The sequence below is a fragment of the Acinetobacter halotolerans genome, assembly GCF_004208515.1.
In the GTDB taxonomy this organism is placed as follows: domain Bacteria; phylum Pseudomonadota; class Gammaproteobacteria; order Pseudomonadales; family Moraxellaceae; genus Acinetobacter; species Acinetobacter halotolerans.
In genome coordinates this window covers 1-19,656 of the sequence record NZ_SGIM01000013.1, presented here as the reverse complement: position 1 = coordinate 19,656, position 19,656 = coordinate 1, and the positions used below count along the sequence as shown (strand labels likewise).

Below are 19,656 nucleotides of genomic sequence, written 5' to 3'. Positions count from 1 at the left end.
TTTAAACGTCAAATGATGTCTTATCAATGCTCATCAGTAGACGAAGCAGACTCTGCATCATCTTCTTGATAAATAAATTTCGGCATTTCCAAACCAAAATAAATTGCGATCAACCGTAGGGTAAAGCCAAATACCAAAGTGAAAATTACCGTTAAATCATGTGGCAATCCAACTTCTAAACAGACCCAATAACAAATCACCGCGACAAAGGAAATACTGGCATATAACTCACGACGGAACACCAAAGGCACATCATTACATAAGATATCGCGCAGAATCCCACCCGATACGCCTGTTAAGACTCCTGCGACCGCAGACACCACGAAACCATGTCCCATAGATAACGCGATTTGACAACCAATGATAGTAAAGCCAATTAGACCCAAAGCATCCAGTACTAAGAAGATATTACGTAGATGACGCATCCATTTGGCAATAATAATCGTCACAAAAGCCGCGCAACAAGTCAAAACCAAATACTCAGGATGTTTGACCCAAGTTAAGGGATAGTGTCCAAGCAAAACATCTCGGACTGAACCACCACCGAGGGCAGTTACACAGGCAATCAGTGTTACACCGAACCAATCCATACTGCGTCGACCCGCTGATAATGCACCTGTCATCGCTTCCGCAGTAATGGCAATAATATAAATCACGGTAAGTAACATCTGCCGACATCCTTAAACAAGGCGGAAAAGTGTGCGCTATTTTAAGACAAACTTAGATGAATTGTGCACAACATTGCTTAAATTTTTTCCCCGAACCACAAATGCATGACTGTTTCATCGTGATCTGCATATCTAAAGTCGGATCGAGGAAATACCAACGCTGTAGATGTCGCACAAAATGTGAAATTTCATGATGAATATGAGGTTGTTTCCCATCATTGTTTTTATCGCGGTAATGCGCTTTAAACTCAACCAAAGAATGGGTTTTATCCAATTTAGGTTGATGTTGGATGACTTCTAATTTGAGCCATTGATTAGACTGACTCCAATCGGCAATCGCAGCCCGATCTAAACTAGCCTGCTGCCCTAGAGCCGTTGTTTCAAGAATGTAATCAATTTGCTGTAAGGCAAAAGCACTATAGCGTGAACGCATGAGTTGTTCAGCAGTTTCAGCAAATTGTTGTTTCAAATGTAGGGGCTGACAGCACGCAGCATATTGCCCTTGTCCACATGGACAGTTTGGTGAGGAAATCATTTTTCGTTCGTTTTATCTTTGGCAATAATGCGCACTTTTTCAATCTTGTGTCCATCCATCGTCACAACTTCAAAACGATGTCCATCTGCTTCGACCATTTCACCATTTTCAGGTAAACGACCAAGATGAAATAAGATATAGCCTGATAAAGTGGAGTACTCTTCACTTTCATCCACCAAATCTTTACCCAATAATAAAGACACATGGCGAATATCGGTTGAACCTTCTAATAGCATAGAGCCGTCATCGAGCGTTTCTGCCGCTGCTTCAAGCTCATCTTCATCAGGGAACTCACCCGCGATCGCTTCCAATATATCAATCGGCGTTGCAATCCCTTCAATCGAACCATATTCATTCAATACGATTGCCATTTGTAATGGTGCTTGGCGTAATTGCTCCATGACCATGAGAACTTGTGCGTTCTCATGCACAATCACGGGTTCGCGTAAATGTTTTGCAAAATCAATTGCACCTGTTTCAATGTATTCATTCAACACTTTATGCGTGAGTACGACACCTTCAATATTATCTAACTCACCCCGTGCAATGATCAAACGCGAATGCGTCATTGCCATCAAGCGGTCTTTTAATTCTGTAGGATCATCATCTAAGTCTAACCATTCCAATTCAGGGCGTGGTGTCATCACCGACTTCACAGGTCGCTCAGATAGCCCTAAAACACCCTGTACCAAGACACTATGATAAACGCCATTGTCTTCATCAAAGACTTCTTTGGCATAGGCTTGTGTAGCGAGTACATCCTCTGTTTCTTTGTGCTGCTCACCAGCGCCTTTACTGCCTAACATACGCAATACAGCGGATGCAGTGCGGTAACGTAAATCGGTTGTGGTCACCAGCTTCTCTTGGTTACGGCGCATAGTCTGATTCACGGCCTCAACCAAAACTGAGAAACCAATTGCTGCGTATAAATAGCCTTTTGGAATATGAAAACCAAAACCTTCAACGATCAATGAGAAACCAATCATCATCAAGAAACCGAGACACAGGATCACCACGGTTGGATGTTTATTAACAAAGTCCATCAATGGTCGAGAGGCTATCAGCATAATCCCGATCGCAATCGTCACCGCGATCATCATCACAGATAAGTCTTTCACCATACCCACAGCGGTAATCACACTATCCAGTGAGAACACGGCATCAAGCACAACGATTTGAACAACCACCATCCAGAACACCGCATGCACTGGATTTTCTTCTTTGAGCACTTGCTTGCTTTCTATCCGCTCATGCAGCTCCATCGTTCCCTTAAACAATAAGAACGCCCCACCAAACAGTAAAATTAAGTCTCGACCTGAAAATGCATGATCAAAAATCTGGAACAATGGTTCAGTTAAGGTAATCACCCAAGCAATAGACGCGAGTAACACCAAACGCATTAACAATGCGAGAATTAAACCAATTTTACGCGCAGCATTACGTTGTTCTGGTGGTAATTTTTCAGCTAAAATTGCAATAAAAACAAGGTTATCAATACCCAGAACAATTTCAAGCACCACCAGTGTCGCTAAACCCACCCATGCAGCAGGATCAGACATCCATTCAAAAATCATAGTGCTGACTCCTCTACATAATCAGCTTGAAACTGATCATTGAATAGATCGGCATAAACAGCCCAAACATTTTTTTTAGAAAAAGAGAACAAAGCAGAGCGACAACAACCACTACTCATAGAGGTACATTTATTAATGAAAGGATTTTTAGTATAGGTAAGATTTCAACAAAATTCATCATTTTTTATATGGGTGTTTTTTAATTCTGTTCTAGCAATAACGAAAGAACTTTGTATGGGAAATGTGCATAAAACTGTCATAAAATTCATTTAGCCTAGACAAGCACAATGAAAATGATAAGGTAAAAATAAATTAGATGAATAGTGTATTTAGAATGACCGTTAAAAAAACCATTCCTCCCATAAAAACAACCCTCCCGCTAATTGCATTGTATTGTGGTTCTCGTCCCGGCAACAATCCTATCTATCGTGAAAAGGCAATTGAACTTGCCCAACATCTCGCTACACAAAATTTTGGTATTGTTTATGGCGGTGCCAGTATCGGCCTCATGGGACAAGTCGCAGATACCGTACTTGAGCACGGCGGCGAAGTTGTCGGCGTTATTCCTGAGTTTATGTTGGACTATGAAATTGCACATAACCAACTCACTGAACTGCATGTTGTGACTAGTATGCACGAGCGTAAAGCATTGATGGCTGAACGTGCCAATGCCTTTATCGCGCTACCAGGTGGACTCGGCACTTTTGAAGAAATTCTAGAAATCGCCACATGGGGACAGCTCAACCAACATCAGAAGCCGATGATTGTTTACAACGTCAATCATTTTTATGATGCCTTAATTTCTCAACTTGATCACGCCGTTGATGAAGGCTTCTTACCCCCTCAACATCGGGCCAAAGTAATTATTTGTGAAAATACTGAGCAGATTTCAAATGTGATTAAAAATCTCAACTCACCTGAACATGTGGCAATGTAATATGCAATAAAAAAAAGCGGATCAGGTTCGATCCGCTTTTTTCATGTTTAACTTAGTGCGCGTTGACTTGGTAAATGGTGGTTGTGCCACTCACTTCATTCCCCACCACCAACAATGCTTTTCCATTCGGAGAATCTTTGGCAGAAATAAAGATTAAACCTTCTGGTCCAAGATCTCCATGTTCAGATAATGTAGTCGATGGATCAGCCTGATCCCATATTTCACGAGTATTTAAATAATCTTGGAAAATTGGCTGTTTTGGATTACTGACATCAAACGCCATCACTCCACCCATCCGCTCAAGCCCTAGGAACAAGAATTGTTTATTGCCAATCTTACCGATGGTGAGACCTTCTGGCTCTGGACCTTTGCTGCTACTACGACCACCCAATGTATTGCCTTTTTCATGGTTGCTGTTAAACCAGTCTTTACATGGAAGATTACGTGACTTGCCTAATTTACATTGATCACTGTTCAGGTATTGTTCAATAAAATCACCTGAGTCATAGGCGATTTTGACCTGATTTTGTGTATCCCAAATCGAGAATGAGCGAGCGCCGAGCAGATATAACTCGTCATACATTAAATAATCGGTTAATGGATTACCATTGACTCCAATTTTATCGCCTGCTTTTGAGTAATACACAGGTTTGCCATTTTCAGTTTGATAGCCTTGTGTCCACGTGATTTTTAAACGCCCCAATTGTTTATCATCACGACAATCGCCTGCATCACCTTTGCTTGCACCACAATAACTAAAAGCGGTTGGATTCAAATGTGCACCAGCAGCTAAATCACGTAATTGTGCAGGTAGGTCATCGGCACAACGGCGATCAAAACCGTCTTTGTGTACCAGATGCTTGACGCGCCACTCTTCAACAAAGCCCTTGCTATTATCATTGTCACAACGTTGCAAATTATTCTTTTCAAAGTCTTTAAGTTTAGTTAAGCCAAAGTATGCAACTGTATTTTCTCCCCATGCACGTGCATCGCCTTCATTGGCAGAGATTAAATAGGTTTTTTTATCTGCGGCGGTATAAGCAGCCATGGCATCAGGATGATAAATCCCTTTCAACCCATTCCATGTCTTGATCATAATATCTTGGACGGTTTTCTTGCCATCAAAGTCACTGACATCCAAGCCATTACTTGAGTTTTTAGTTGGATCAAGCATCGACTTAAAGCCACTATCGCTGAGGCCATGATCTTTATAACCCATTGCCTCGATCGAGATCACAGTAGCCGTAGCTATGTCCAAAACAGCAATGGCATTATTTTCTTGCAGTGCCACCCAAGCGGTTTTGCCATCATCAGAAACCGCAATATATTCAGGCTCTAGATCTTGAGCAACCGTGGCATTAGGTCCAAAAATACGCACACCTTTGGCAATCAATGCCTCTTTCTGGCTATTAAAGGCTTTAAAATCAGCCGTCTTGACTGTTGGTTTACTGATATCACTGACATTAATCACACTGATCGAACCTTCTGGATCAATTTGATAGTCATCCGATGGCTCACCTTCATTCGCCACCAATACTGTTTTTCCATCAGGTGTAAAGGTCAACATATCAGGCAATGCACCGACTGGCACATGGCTCAATCGTTTTAGATCACTGGTTTGGTAAAACGCCACAAAACCATGATCAGTTTTATTGGCTGATTCAACTGCCAATGCAATAGTGCCATTCTGTATGCTGACACTATTCACCTTTGCACCTTCGGCGATATCATCCACGGTCAGTGATTGTAGATAAGTGGGTTTCGCAGGATCGGAAAGATCCAATACGTCCAATGCCCCAATTTCTGCATTCACTACAAAAATACGTTGCGTTGCTGGATCATAGGCTGGGATTTCAGCAGCACTTTTCCCAAAAACACCGGATTCGTAACGACTTAAAAAGCTCAGCTGAATACGTTCTGGCGTTGGCTCAATCACTTCTTTGCTAGGTGTCTTGTTTTGCTTATTATCATCATTACACCCCACTAACCCCACTGATAGCATTGCAGTCAGTAATACTGAAACCTTAAATTTCATGATCAAATTCCATACATTTTATTTTGTATGGCCAATTTAGTGTTTTGAGATGCAAATTCGATGACACTTTCATGTCAGTTCAATGACCACTCTTTGACAATTTTTGTCTTTATTTCAATGTCGATTGCATTAAACTAAAACGGTTATTTTATTCATCGCGACTCATGGCAACAACCACACATCAAGCTGTACATCCCGAATTCCGATTGCTGGTGTTATTGGTTTCCATTGGCTTTTTTATGCAGGCATTGGATACCACCATCGTCAATACCGCGATTCCAATGATGGCGCTGCAACTCAATGAAAATCCACTACAAATGCATGGCGTGATTGTGGCCTACGTACTGTCTGTGGCTGCGTTTATACCACTGAGTGGCTGGTTGGCAGATCGCTTCGGTATCCGCAATACCTATCTCGCCGCGATGGTCATCTTTAGTTTAGCTTCGCTTGGTTGTGGCTTATCTCAGAATCTAAACCAACTGCTCGTCTGTCGTGTGATTCAAGGCATGGGCGGCGCATTGTTGATGCCTGTCGGACGACTCGCTTTATTAAAGCTGATTCCACGTACACAATTTCTATCTGCCATGAGTTTAATGAGCCTTGCAGGTCTGATTGGTCCTTTGATGGGCCCCACCCTTGGGGGCTGGTTGGTTCAGGTTGCAACATGGCACTGGATTTTTTTAATTAACCTGCCCATGGGCGTACTCGGCGTGATCATGGCACTCAAAGTCATGCCAAATCACAAAGAGCCGACCGTAAAATCATTTGACCTAAGTGGTTTCATCTTATTAATCATCGCTATGGTCGGGCTTTCATTGGGAATTGAAAATATTGCCGCACTACAATACTCAGGCATCGTCAGTATCAGCTTATTGGTGATCGGAAGTATTGCAACGTTAGGTTATGCTTATCATGCACATAGCCACCAAAATGCACTGTTTCATGGACGTTTGTTTCGACACAAAATTTTTTCCATCGGGGTGTTGGGCAATTTCTTTGCGCGTTTAGGCAGTAATGCTATTCCCTTTATTTTACCGCTGATGCTACAAGTCGCTTTTGGCTTTGAACCTTTTATTACAGGTTTAATGATGATCCCAATGGTATTAGGTTCATTATTTTCCAAGCCAATTGTTCGCCCGCTCATTCAACGCGTTGGCTATCGTCGCTTCCTGCTGACCAATACGATTTTAGTCGGCTTGTGTATTGCCAGTTTTGCTTTAATGACTGCTGCAACACCGCTTTGGCTCAAAATTGTGCACCTCTTTATTTTTGGCACACTCAACTCACTCCAATTCGTGGGAATGAATACCCTGACTTTAAAAGATTTACCTCAGCACGATGCCAGCAGTGGCAATAGCTTCTTATCCATGATTATGATGCTCTCGATGAGTATCGGAGTGGCTTTGGCAGGAACATTGATCAATCTGTTTAGTCAGTATTATCCCTCAGCATCCATTACCACTGCATTCCATGCTTCATTGATTACGCTGGGTTGTATAAACATCATTACCGCGATAGTGTTTTGGCAAATTCCAAAAGAGACCACGGATGAGCTGAAATAGCATCCACTCCAAAATCACGTTATGATGATTATTTTAAAATCGCTGTAAAATTACATGCCAAAATCGAATCCGAAACCCGTATACCTACGCCATAATACCTATGTGAGTATTGGGCTTGCGGGTCTGATGGGTGTTTTGACGTATTTCGGTGTGTTCTATCAGCAAAAAGCATCTGCACAAGATTATGCCATTCGTGGCTTTGATGTATCTCATCATCAAGGTGAGATTAACTGGAAACAAATTTCACCTGTCCAATATCAATTTGTCTATCTCAAAGCCACAGAAGGCGGCGATTTTAAAGACCGAAAATTTCAGGACAACTGGCTCAAAGCTCGCGAACAGGGGTTGCATGTCGGTGCTTATCATTTCTATCGCCTGTGTCGTGATGGCAAAGTTCAAGCTGAAAATTTTATCGCGACTGTTCCAAAGAAATCAGATGCCCTTCCCCCTGTGATTGATTTGGAATATGACAGTAACTGTATTAATACCTATACCAAAGAGCAGTTACTCAAAGAAATTCAGCTCATGCATGATCAACTGCATCGACATTATGGCAAACAACCAATTTTCTATATTTCTAAAAGTTTTTATCACATTGTATTGATGGGAAGTTTTACCGACACACCACTTTGGGTCAGAGACTATGACGGCAAACCTGAACTCAAAGATGGGCGAAAATGGTTATTTTGGCAGTATAGTCAAACAGGTAAAATTGACGGTATTGCAAAGCCTGTTGATTTAAATGTCTATGCCGAATCACCACAGCAGTGGCGTATGTTTTTAAAAGCACAAGGCATTCAGGATGGCAAATGAACTGCGTAAAATCATCCATATCGACATGGATGCCTTTTTTGCTTCAGTCGAACTCAGAGAGCGTCCTGATCTCAAAGATTTGCCGGTGGTGATCTCCTCTCATCATCCTCGTGCGGTGGTTGCGGCTGCATCTTACCCTGCTCGAGTCTTTGGTTTACGTTCTGCGATGTCGATGGGACAAGCAAAAAAGCTGTGCCCGCAAGTGATTGTGATTGAGCCAAATTTTGAAAAATATCGTGAGGTTTCAGCACAAATCCATCAGATTTTTCAACAATACACCACGCTGATTGAACCACTGTCTTTAGATGAAGCCTATTTAGATGTCACTGAAAATCTAAAAAATATCCCAAGTGCCACCGAAGTTGCGACACAGATCCGTTCGGATATTTTCAAAATGACAGGACTGACGGCTTCTGCAGGTGTGGCACCGAATAAGTTTTTAGCAAAAATTGCTTCGGATTGGAATAAACCGAATGGCTTATTTGTGATTAAGCCCCATCAAGTGATGCAATTTATTCAAGACTTAGCATTGAGCAAAATTCCAGGTGTCGGAAAAGTTACCCATGAAAAATTAAATCAACTGAACTTGCACACCTTAGGTGATCTACAAAAAATCGAAGAAAACGTTCTTATCCATCATTTTGGAAAATACGGCAAACAGCTTTACTTATATGCACAGGGCATCGACCACCGCCCTGTCAAAGCTGAACGAGAACGTCAACAAATTTCTAAAGAGATTACCTTTGATGACGACTATAACCTCGATCAATGTGCTCCGACATGGCAGCCATTGACGACAAAAATCTGGCAAAGTTTAGATAAAAAACAACTCACAGCACGAGGCGTGAATGTCAAACTAAAGCTCAAAAATTTTCAGGTCTTACAACACAGTAAAAGCTTTAAACACCCGCTACAGTCTCCACAAGAGTTATTACAAGTGGTTATGCAATTACTGAATGAAATGCATATTGATCCTAACTTTCAGTTTCGTTTAGTTGGTGCTGGGGTCTATCAGTTGCAACCGATTCAAGAAGAATCCCAACTTTCCTTATGGTAATGTCGTTTTTTTACACAAAAATATCATTCACCCTGAAATTTATGTTTGCTTTTTATGCAGTTTTCAGTACTCTAGGCAACGCAGTAGCATTATCCATGTTGCTTGCTCTTGCTAAAGAAATCCTCGCTTTTAGCATCTGCTCCTGTGGTTGGCGTGACGATCAAATCCGAATATTACAGGGCACTTCAAGTGTCCTTTTCTTATTAGCCCAAAAATAAAAAAACGCTCATCCTACTTTTCTCTATAGCGCTTCAATTAAACTCATTTTATAAAATTAGAAAATTATGGTTTGCCCCCAACAACATTTTATTTTTCAGCAGTGTTATTTAATCAAAATTGAAACTTTTAGCGGCTGATTTAAAACAAAATTACACAGCAATTAAAATCCATCCAGTACAATCTTATAAATAAATTTTTAATTAGGTAGCACCTCTATGTCTGTGCAACGACTGCATGTCACTTCACGTTTTTGCGAAGTCGCAATTTCAGGAAATCTTGTTCATTTGGCGGGTCAATTGGCAGATGATACTAGTGTAGATGTGAGCGCACAGACACAGCAAACCTTAGACCATATTGATCGTTTACTTGCTGAAGCAGGTACCGATAAGACCCATATTTTATCGGTATTGATTTTCTTAAAAGATATCGAAAAAGACTATGCAGCAATGAATGCCGTTTGGGATGCATGGATTGCTGAGGGTCATCCCCCAGCACGTACCTGTGTAGAATCTAAACTATACGCACCTGAGGTCTTGGTCGAAATGACCGTGACTGCGGTACGCCCAGACTAAAATGACTTTGCCGCAAACACATTGTATTTCATCATATGTTCAGTGTGCGGCATCGGACTTGAAATCTTTGATGTAGCAGAGCTCATTGGATCAAACAAATCAGGGATCAAGTCTTCACGTAATTCTTGTTCAGTTGGAATACTGCTGTAACGAAAAACACGATATCCAGCCAATTCAAGTAGGCTGTCTTGATAATGCTTTTGATTCAGACGATTGACATAAGATTCATCTGCAATCTCAACAATCGCAAGCACCTGATGTTGTTGATCAAGCACTACAAAATCAGCAACCAAACCCTGATACTTACGTCGTGTATGGCTAAACTTAGTCGTAAGCAAGGCATCAAACGATACATGTGCCAATATCGTATGACGGTGCAAAACGGCTTGTAAACGCATTAAAGTAATTTGCTCAGCAATATTTAAAATACCACGTCGCTTTAATGGACTATCTTGACGCCGATTTTGATGTAAATGTCGAAGTGCAAGTGCTGTAATCAACAGCAAACCAACTATTGTTATGAAATAATACATTTCTAACTAATCCCTTTAGATTTTTTATAATCATTTTTGGCTTTATGCCAATTTTTTAATCAATAACAACGATAGTAAAGTTATTTTAACAGTTCAAACTTGAAGTTCTTAATCGGTCCTACCAAAGTCGTAAAAGCTTGCTGTCTTGTTATTTATAATCAGCATATAGCAAATATTCAAGTCGATATTGTCAGTATATGTTTCCATAGAGTATAGTTTTGAAATTAGACTGCGAACCATTTATCACTTTTATATAGAAAGAAGGCATGCGTCTACATGCCTTCTTTAATGCTAATTAGCGATGTGTTTTCGCTTTGGCTTTCGGCTTGCCTGAAAATGGTCTTTTCTCACCAGTTTCACGCGGTGGCAAACCCGTGTGTTGGGTCAGTATTTGACCTTTTTGCGGACGTTTTTGACCCGATTGTGGTTGCGATTGATTGCGTTTTGCTGAATCTCCCGCGACGGTCGAGTTCTTCTTACGCGCAGATTTATATTCACTCTCAGCAGTACCTTGAGGCTGATAAGTCGGAATCAAATGCTGTTTTGAGTTACCAATCAAGTCAGGTCGACCCATTTCTTTTAGCGCTTCACGCAACAATGGCCAGTTATTTGGATCATGGTAACGTAAGAATGCTTTATGCAAACGACGACGCTTATCGCCTTTGACAATATCGACATTTTCCGTATAACGCGCCACTTTAGACAATGGATTTTTGCCTGTGTAATACATCGTGGTTGCCGTTGCCATTGGCGATGGATAGAAGGTCTGTACCTGATCGGCACGGAAACCATTCTTCTTCAACCAAATCGCCAAGTTCATCATGTCGTAATCGGTCGTACCCGGATGAGCAGCAATGAAGTAAGGAATTAAATACTGTTCCTTGCCTGCTTCCTTACTGAAACGCTCAAACATTTGTTTAAAGCGATCATAAGTGCCAATACCCGGCTTCATCATCTTCGATAATGGACCTTGTTCGGTATGCTCAGGTGCAATTTTTAAATATCCACCGACATGGTGCTGTACCAACTCTTTGACATATTCAGGATTCAATACTGCCAAGTCATAACGTAGACCTGAACCAATCAGAATCTTTTTCACACCTTTGATTTCACGCGCTTTACGATAAAGCTGAACCAATGGTGCATGATCAGTATGTAGGTTTTGACAAACACCCGGATAGACACAAGATGGCTTACGACAGTTCTTTTCAATCTCAGGATCATTACAGTGCAAACGATACATGTTTGCCGTTGGACCACCTAGGTCTGAAATAATGCCTGTAAACTGAGGTGCGGTATCACGAATCTTTTCAATTTCCCGTAAGATCGACTCTTCGGAACGGTTTTGAATAATACGTCCCTCATGCTCAGTAATCGAACAGAAGGTACAACCGCCAAAGCAACCACGCATGATATTGACTGAGAATTTAATCATATCAAAGGCAGGGAAACGCGCATTGCCATAAGCAGGGTGCGGTAAACGTGCATAAGGTAAATCAAAGACATAATCCATTTCCTCAGTAGCTAGAGGAATCGGAGGCGGATTAATCCAAACATCACGTTCGCCATGACGTTGAACTAAGGCGCGCGCATTACCGGGATTGGTTTCAAGATGCAAAATACGGTTGGCATGTGCATAAAGGACTTGATCATTCGCGACCTCCTCATAAGAAGGTAAACGGATCACCGCAAGTTCACGTGGTGGCAGTTTATGCTTAATTGCTTTTGATGGTGCAGGTTTGAGCTGTACGATCTGTGTGTCAGGGTCTAAATTATCCCCTTCACGAACAATTGGATTTGCTACGAATTCTTTTTGAAAATCTTGATATTGTGCCAGTGAGTTGCCCTTTTCTTTTTCAACTTCACAGCCATCAATATCTTCAGTCATCACATAAGGGTTGATGATTTGATCCACACGTCCGATGCTATCGACATCATTACTGGCGATTTCAACGAACTTTGCTTTTGAATTTTTATTATGCTTATTGATAATAAATGCAGTACCACGAACATCAGTAATCTCGTGGACTTTTTCACCTTTCGCTAAACGATGCATCACATCGATAATGGCGCGCTCACCATTGCCGTACATCAATAAATCGGCCTTAGAGTCCATCAAGATTGAACGACGAACTTTGTCTGACCAATAATCATAATGTGCAATACGACGTAAACTGCCTTCAATACCACCAAGTAACACAGGTACATCAGGGAATGCCTCACGACAACGCTGACAATAGACTGTTGCCGCACGATCAGGGCGCTTATTGGCTTCGTTATTTGGTGAATATGCATCATCCGAACGGATTTTACGATCTGCCGTATAGCGGTTGATCATTGAATCCATATTGCCTGCGGTTACGCCCCACGCAATGGTTGGTTTACCAAGTACACGGAAACTTTCAGCATTGGTCCAGTCAGGCTGCGCGATAATACCAACACGAAAACCTTGTGCTTCAAGCACACGACCAATCACACCTGATACAAATGAAGGATGGTCAATATATGCATCGCCACAAACTAAAATAAAGTCACATGCATCCCAGCCGAGGAGATCCATTTCTTCTCGTGACATCGGCAAAAATGGTGCGGGTTCAAAACACGACGCCCAATATTTGTCGTAATCAAACAACGCTTTTGGCGCGGTCTGCATGGTATAGGCAGTAGACATAGCTTGCGAATCTCGGCTAGCAATAAGGAAGAGAGAGGCATCTCGGAATTTTTGATGCCAAAATGAAAGCTGATCAGTTTAACATGAATTCTATTCATTTTTATAGATTAAAAAACATACAAAAAAGATTCCCCATTCTTTAGCGTTTAGAGAATGGGGAAATATGGTGATAACTAACTGATAATGTTTAGGCTTCGTTTAAAAAACCTTCCTTAATCTCTATTGGTAAGTCTTTATGCCACCACGCATAAATTGATGCTTTGATATTCTCATCTTCCTCAGGATCGTTAAATGGCTCATCATCTTCTCGAATTAACTCATCCCCATTAAATTTGAACCAAAACTCCCAAGGATCATCATCACCACATCCCCATGCTTGGGCATGTATCTCTGGCAGCAAAGCTTTTAAAAAAAGTAAGATATTTTCAATGTTTTCATCGCCAGAAGAACCATGAACAAAATCTAAAACGGCATACCCTGCCTCATAATATAAACTTTCTGGTTCCAAATCATATTCAGGCGAATCAATTTGATCAAGCAAGTCTTGTGCGGCTTCCACACTTTCTGGATTGATGGCTAAAGCAGCTTGTAAGAACCGTTCCGCATTTCCCTCATGTTCCTTAAATAAGACTTCTAATTGCCCCATTATTTTTGCATCTGGATGCTTATAATAAACACGACTATGTAATTCCATTGTTATTTCCCCATGATAAAAAATCTAAAAAATATGATAATGCTTTAAATTAGCACTTGCTTAAGTTACTAAAATCCAATGATTTTTAGCAAGCCCTCAGCGACTATATCTGTCGCTTTATTTTATGAGGTTATCTTGTTTTTTTGAGTCACCTAAATAAAAGGTGAGCATGAAACCGATTGCCAAGACCACACCCACACTTAAATTAATGCCGAGCCAGCCAAAGTTTTCCCAAATTAAACCGCCGCTGCTCCCCAACACACTAGATCCTAGGTAATAGCAAAATAAATACAGTGATGAAGCCACTGCTCGATATTGCACGGCTTGTACCGAGACCCAACTACTTGCGGTTGAATGGGCAGCAAAAAATGAAAAGGTAAAAACAGTTAAACCAATTAAGATGGCCCAAAGCGATGGGATCAAGGTAATCAATAATCCAATGATCATACTCAACAATAAAAATGGCAGAACTTTATCCCGTCCGTATTTAAAGCCCCATTGTGCCGCTTTAGGTGAACTATAAATTCCTGCCAAATAGGCAATCGAAATCACCCCAATCCATGTTTGTGATAAATGAAAAGGCGCTTCTAACAAGTGATAACTGATGTAATTAAACACCGTCACCAAACACCCCATCAGGATAAAACCTTGAGCAAATAAAATCCGTAATTTCGGATCTTTGAGATTCTGTTCAAAAGCAGCTTTAAAGCGAGAAAAACGGAACGGATAGGGTTGGAAATGCTGAGATTTTGGTAATAACAGATAGAATAAACAGGCGATTATAAGGTTGAGAAATCCAATAATATAAGTAGCAGATTGCCAAGAAATAAAATCGACCAACACCCCTGCAATCAAGCGACCACCCATGCCCCCAATCGCGGTTCCAGATATATAAAGTCCCATCGCGAAACCAATATCTTTTTGTGCAATTTCTTCCCCGATGTAGGTCATGGCTACGGCTGCCACGCCACTAACCGCTAAACCAATAAAAATACGGGTACCTAAAAACACTTCCCAAATCGGGAAAGAGGCACTAATCAACAATAAAATCGAAACCAGAAATAAGGCAAAGACCATAATCGGTTTACGTCCAAACCGATCTGAAATAAAGCCTGTAAACAACAGACCAGTTGCCAATGCAATGGTGGAAAAAGACAAAGGAAAACTACTATGCGTCGGGCTAACCTGAAAGAATTTTGCAAAAATCGGCATCATTGGCTGAACACAATAGAGCGATGAAAATGAAGCAAAACCTGCAAAAAACAATGACCATAAAATTGAAGTAAACGATTTAGAACCATACTCAATATGGCTTGGGCGTATAACTGATTCAGACATGACCACTCCTTTTGCCTGATCAGTATACGCGCGTTTTCACCAAAATAATCAATGACAATATTGGTGACTTTTCACTTAAATTTTCACAGTAACATATTTGAGTTTAATCTGTTGATATTCCCCAACAATGATTATCCTCATCCCTTAAGCTCCTCTAATTCACTTTTCACCTTTTCGAACGAACACGGTATGATAGCGATTGGCCATACCTTTTTATCCGAACCACTCAAGAGGCTAACCGATGAAGGCAGCTACGCTTTTATTTCCATTAATTCTATCTTGTATGATGTCATTTCTAATTTCTGGAATCACCACTTTAAAAGCATTGGGCTTCGTTGAAAATTTCTTTTCCATGTGGATGTCAGCTTGGATGATTGCATGGATGTTTGCTTTTCCAAGTGTACTGGTCTGCGCACCTATCGCTCAGAAACTTGTCGGTCTCATTCTTAAAAACCGCTAAGCATATTTATCTTCGATAACAGCGTTGTAAGTTAAAGCCTACATCACTTGCAGTGAATGGCGAATATACCCGTACAAGTTTATTTCGTAATATATAAATCATAGAGAGACAGGAAGTCTCATTCAGAATAACAAGATGCACAGGACGTGGTCGTTGACAGGAGTTAACGGCAATAAACTGAATATAAAGAAGTCTCGACAGGATGTCGGGGCTTTTTTGTTTTTACTCAGTAAAATAACCACACTTGACGGCATGAATTTAACTTCATACCATCACCCTACTTTCGAATATGCGATTAAGTTTTTATTTTCACGATGATCACTCCAAAAAACAGTGCAAAACGCCATATCAGTAATATCGCGATATTACTTTTTAAACTCAGCATGATGTTTGCTGCTGTTTACTTAACGGCTTGTAGCCATTTAAGTGGTTCAAGCGCAACACGCGCTCAGAAATTATCAGTTGGGATTCAAAAAGCCTATTCAGTACAACCAGATACAGCCAATCGTGTTGCTCCGATGATCATTCAAAGTGCTAAACAACACGATGTTGATCCACTGCTTATTGCCGCGATGATTCGACAAGAGTCAAGCTACAGACCTTATGTGACCTCGTCAGCCGGTGCAGTTGGACTCACACAAATCATCCCACGTTATTGGCAAAGTACCTGTGGCGGCAACTTGTTTGATGAATATACCAACGTCAATTGTGGTACTTATATTCTTGCAAAATATAATCAATCTGCGGGTAGCTGGGAAAAAGCACTGGCTTATTATAATGTGGGACCAACGGGTTATCAGCGCAATTGGAAAATGAAACGCCAAGGTAAGAAATATGCGAAGTCGGTTAAACATCATAAAAAGATGCTGAAAGCTGCGTTATAAATCATTGCAGCAAGTATAAAAAAGCCATGCTTTAAGCATGGCTTTTTTTGCTAAACTTATAACTAAGCCTCATCAAATAAACCTTCAAACAATACTGAAGATAAATAACGCTCGCCACTATCAGGTAAAATAACCACAATAGTTTTACCTGAATTTTCAGGACGTTCTGCGATTTGAGCTGCCGCTGCTAATGCCGCACCACTAGAAATACCGACTAAAATTCCTTCTTGCATCGCACATTTTCTCGCCCATTCAATTGCATCGGCACTATTCACTGGTACAACCTCATCGACCAAATCTAGATCTAAATTTTTCGGAATAAAGTTCGCCCCAATGCCCTGAATCTTATGTGGCGCAGGTGTAATGCTTTCACCGCGTTTCGTTTGGGTGATGATTGCCGATTCAGCAGGTTCAACTGCAACAGAATACAAAGACTGATTTTTTATTTGCTCAAAATAACGTGAGATACCTGTAATGGTACCGCCTGTACCGACACCTGCAACCAAAATATCCACTTGACCATTGGTCGCCTGCCAAATCTCAGGACCCGTTGTTTCAACATGGATCTGCGGGTTTGCTGGATTTTCAAATTGTTGTGGTAAAAAATACAGTTCTGGATTTTCAGTAGCCAAGCGTACCGCTTCATCTACCGCACCTTTCATACCTTTGGCTGGATCAGTCAAGACTAAGTTTGCACCCAAAGCTTTAAGCACTTTCCGACGCTCTAAACTCATACTCGATGGCATGGTTAAAGTAATGGGATAACCTTTTGCTGCTGCCACGAAAGCCAAGGCAATACCTGTATTGCCACTGGTTGGTTCAACAATATGCATCCCTGCTTTGAGTACACCACGTTTTTCCGCATCGGCAATCAAAGCTGCACCAATACGACATTTTACTGAAAACGCAGGATTTCGGCTTTCGATTTTTGCCAGTACCGTTGCACCTGTTTTGATAATACGATTAATACGTACTAAGGGTGTATTACCAATTGCCTCTGCATTATTTTCATAAACTGCGATACCAAGATTGGCAGGTGTTGGAAATTGTTGATCAGTAGACATGTTATTTCCTTATTAGATTTGGAATGATTCCCAATCATTATAGGCATGTCAGCCTATGAGAAAAGTAGAAAACTTTAGCTTTTATGAAAAACAATATTTTTAGAGTATGAGATCTAAGATTCTTAATAAAAATGCATTACGCCTTAGGCACAAACCATGACAACCCTACAACTTATCACTGCATAGCAAACATAAGCCCATAAAACCTGCGATTCATATTTTTATCATTTGAAAACCCAATCACACCACACTGTCATGATGGTAATTGAGTTGATCCCAATTCCTCATTCAATAATACTTGCTCGGTATCACCCAGTAAAATCGCCACACGACTACAATGAATTACTAAATGTTCTAACCAACGTTGTGCAGCGAGTTGGTCCAAAGTATAAGTGACCGATACAGTTCTTGATGAAGAGTCCTCAATAATTTTCTGCCGAACCAAATCTTGATGTGCTTGCATCTCTGCGGAGAAATCAGCTAACTCATCTACAAGTTTTTTTGGAATTCGCGCAAATGGTTCATGCATTAAATACGGAATAAATTGCTCAAGAATCGTTGCAAACTGATTGGCCAATTCATGAATATTTCTTTGATTTTGAATGCTTTCAATATGCGCCACGCTGCTTAAATCATTTTTAAGAACACGGACATATACCGCCAATCTCAATAAAATGATTAAACGATGTTGATCTTCTAAAGATTGTGAAACGGTCATTTTATCTAAATAATGCTCAACTTTAAGCAACGTTTGATCGAACTCATCCGTTTTAACCAATGAGGTAACGACGCCTCCACGAATACAACGTATAAAAATCCCATACATATCAGCTATCGATTGCAAAAGTGCACGTTCTGCTGCTGCAATCGCCAAAGCTGGAACACTATAAAGTGACTCGTCTAAATACCGTGTAATCAGTGGTTGTTTTTCGGGCAATAAACGAATAATCAATTGCTCAAATTGAGACAAAAAAGGCATAAAAATACATGCACCCAATAAACTAAAAGTCGTGTGAAATCCCGCAACTAAGATCACAGAATCCAATTGATGAATACTTTCAATATGATGATATGCCCATATAAATACTGGAGATAATAAAATAAATGCAAAAATGGCAGTCACAATATTAAACATGACATGAACTGCGGCTGTTCGTTTAGCGCTGGTGGTCGCCCCTATCGCCGCGAGAATAGCAGTTGCAACCGTTCCGACATTTTGACCAATCACTAAGGCTAAAGCTTGTTCTAAATTAATTGTTGAAGTAGACAATGCTGCTAATGTTGTTGTAATGGCTGCACTAGAGGACTGCAACAAGATCGTCATGAGGACACCAACGAACACCAAAATAAGCTTCATCATCAAAGTTGGTTCAGCCCACCGTGATAAATCAATCAATAGAGCCATACCACTCATGGCATCTTGTAAAAATTGAATTCCTAAAAATAGCAGCCCAAAGCCTGCCAAAGTGAGTCCAATAAAAGTAATTTTCTCTTTACCAAATAATTTGAGCGCCGCGCCTACACCAATCAAGGGCAAGGCAAAACTGGCAATAGAAAACTTTAAACCGAGTAATGCAACCATCCAACCAGTGCTTGTGGTGCCTATATTTGCACCAATAATCACACCAATCGCATGACTAAAACTTAATATCCCTGCACTGACAAAGCCGATCGTTGCCAAAGTGGTAGCTGTCGAGGATTGGACCACAACTGTCAAACCAATCCCCGATAGTACAGCTTTGATCGGCGAATTTGTGAATTTGACCAGCCATTGTCGCAGTGCTTCACCCGCGATTGCTTTTAGGCTATCTGTCATCAGAGACATGCCTAAAAGAAATAAACCGATTCCACCCATCAACTGCACAATGACATTGAACACAAACGTTTCCTTCTTATAATTTTAGGTACTAAAAGTACATCTAAATAGCTTACATTGTTCTGTTCAAATATTTATATTTGATTTACGACTCACAATAAAGGACTGATTAAATTTAATGTGTTGTCTAAGCTCAAATTCATTATAAAACGCTATTTTTTCTA

At 40.7% G+C, this 19,656-nt stretch carries 17 protein-coding genes; 7 read left to right on the top strand and 10 right to left on the bottom strand.

All coding sequences use genetic code 11. The features are described from left to right. Positions 1–23: 23 nt before the first annotated feature. Genes EXE30_RS13675 through EXE30_RS13665 form a run of 3 tightly spaced genes read right to left on the bottom strand, consistent with a single transcriptional unit; the run spans position 24 to position 2,777 of the window. On the bottom strand, positions 24–668 hold the full coding sequence (locus EXE30_RS13675) for a trimeric intracellular cation channel family protein (protein WP_004668163.1): 645 nt from the start codon (positions 666–668) through the stop codon (positions 24–26). A 52-nt stretch (positions 669–720) separates the two neighbouring features. Further along, positions 721–1,203 (bottom strand): YchJ family protein, encoded by a 483-nt coding sequence (locus EXE30_RS13670; RefSeq protein WP_130162877.1) that lies wholly within the window; start codon positions 1,201–1,203, stop codon positions 721–723. Then, positions 1,200–2,777, bottom strand: coding sequence for a TerC family protein (locus tag EXE30_RS13665; protein ID WP_130162876.1), 1,578 nt, complete (start codon positions 2,775–2,777; stop codon positions 1,200–1,202). The genes EXE30_RS13670 and EXE30_RS13665 overlap by 4 nt, the downstream gene beginning before the upstream one ends. Before the next feature lie 316 nt (positions 2,778–3,093). Between EXE30_RS13665 and EXE30_RS13655 the strand changes: the two genes are divergently transcribed. Continuing rightward, complete coding sequence (locus EXE30_RS13655; protein ID WP_130162875.1) at positions 3,094–3,714, top strand: LOG family protein; 621 nt, start codon at positions 3,094–3,096, stop codon at positions 3,712–3,714. 52 nt (positions 3,715–3,766) lie between these two features. Here the strand turns inward: EXE30_RS13655 and EXE30_RS13650 are convergent, their stop codons facing one another. After that, on the bottom strand, positions 3,767–5,749 hold the full coding sequence (locus EXE30_RS13650) for a choice-of-anchor I family protein (protein ID WP_130162874.1): 1,983 nt from the start codon (positions 5,747–5,749) through the stop codon (positions 3,767–3,769). A gap of 164 nt (positions 5,750–5,913) precedes the next feature. On the opposite strand from EXE30_RS13650, the gene mdtD reads away from it, so the two are divergent. The 4 genes from mdtD (at position 5,914) to EXE30_RS13630 (ending at position 9,972) form a co-directional block, all read left to right on the top strand. Then, positions 5,914–7,311, top strand: coding sequence for a multidrug transporter subunit MdtD (gene mdtD, locus EXE30_RS13645; RefSeq protein ID WP_130162873.1), 1,398 nt, complete (start codon positions 5,914–5,916; stop codon positions 7,309–7,311). Between the two features lie 54 nt (positions 7,312–7,365). Further along, the gene (locus tag EXE30_RS13640) at positions 7,366–8,124 is read left to right on the top strand and encodes a glycoside hydrolase family 25 protein (RefSeq protein WP_130162872.1); all 759 of its coding nucleotides are present in this window, start codon (positions 7,366–7,368) and stop codon (positions 8,122–8,124) included. Between the two features lies 1 nt (position 8,125). Further along, entirely contained in the window at positions 8,126–9,181 is a 1,056-nt protein-coding gene (gene dinB / locus EXE30_RS13635) for a DNA polymerase IV (protein WP_171457381.1), read from the top strand. Positions 9,182–9,615: 434 nt separating this feature from the next. Beyond that, positions 9,616–9,972, top strand: coding sequence for a RidA family protein (locus EXE30_RS13630; protein ID WP_121930581.1), 357 nt, complete (start codon positions 9,616–9,618; stop codon positions 9,970–9,972). On the opposite strand, the gene EXE30_RS13625 is transcribed toward EXE30_RS13630, so the two are convergent. From EXE30_RS13625 to EXE30_RS13610, 4 genes are all read right to left on the bottom strand, one after another. Further along, positions 9,969–10,505, bottom strand: a complete 537-nt coding sequence (locus EXE30_RS13625; RefSeq protein ID WP_130162870.1) for a DUF2726 domain-containing protein — start codon at positions 10,503–10,505, stop codon at positions 9,969–9,971. The genes EXE30_RS13630 and EXE30_RS13625 overlap by 4 nt on opposite strands. Before the next feature lie 295 nt (positions 10,506–10,800). Then, the gene (locus EXE30_RS13620) at positions 10,801–13,176 is read right to left on the bottom strand and encodes a YgiQ family radical SAM protein (protein WP_130162869.1); all 2,376 of its coding nucleotides are present in this window, start codon (positions 13,174–13,176) and stop codon (positions 10,801–10,803) included. Positions 13,177–13,363: 187 nt separating this feature from the next. After that, positions 13,364–13,870 carry a hypothetical protein gene (locus EXE30_RS13615; RefSeq protein WP_130162868.1) on the bottom strand — a complete coding sequence of 169 codons (507 nt, stop codon included), beginning with the start codon at positions 13,868–13,870 and terminating at the stop codon, positions 13,364–13,366. Between the two features lie 117 nt (positions 13,871–13,987). Further along, a complete protein-coding gene (locus EXE30_RS13610) occupies positions 13,988–15,208 on the bottom strand; it encodes an MFS transporter (protein WP_130162867.1) in 1,221 nt (406 codons plus the stop codon). 241 nt (positions 15,209–15,449) lie between these two features. Here EXE30_RS13610 and EXE30_RS13605 point away from each other — a divergent pair, with 241 nt between their 5' ends. Then, complete coding sequence (locus EXE30_RS13605) at positions 15,450–15,668, top strand: DUF2798 domain-containing protein (RefSeq protein ID WP_121930576.1); 219 nt, start codon at positions 15,450–15,452, stop codon at positions 15,666–15,668. A gap of 383 nt (positions 15,669–16,051) precedes the next feature. Continuing rightward, positions 16,052–16,552 carry a lytic transglycosylase domain-containing protein gene (locus EXE30_RS13600; RefSeq protein WP_034594865.1) on the top strand — a complete coding sequence of 167 codons (501 nt, stop codon included), beginning with the start codon at positions 16,052–16,054 and terminating at the stop codon, positions 16,550–16,552. A gap of 62 nt (positions 16,553–16,614) precedes the next feature. Here the strand turns inward: EXE30_RS13600 and cysK are convergent, their stop codons facing one another. After that, the gene (gene cysK, locus EXE30_RS13595; protein WP_130162866.1) at positions 16,615–17,616 is read right to left on the bottom strand and encodes a cysteine synthase A; all 1,002 of its coding nucleotides are present in this window, start codon (positions 17,614–17,616) and stop codon (positions 16,615–16,617) included. A 253-nt stretch (positions 17,617–17,869) separates the two neighbouring features. Beyond that, positions 17,870–19,495, bottom strand: a complete 1,626-nt coding sequence (locus EXE30_RS13590) for a Na/Pi cotransporter family protein (protein ID WP_130162865.1) — start codon at positions 19,493–19,495, stop codon at positions 17,870–17,872. Positions 19,496–19,656: the final 161 nt, after the last annotated feature.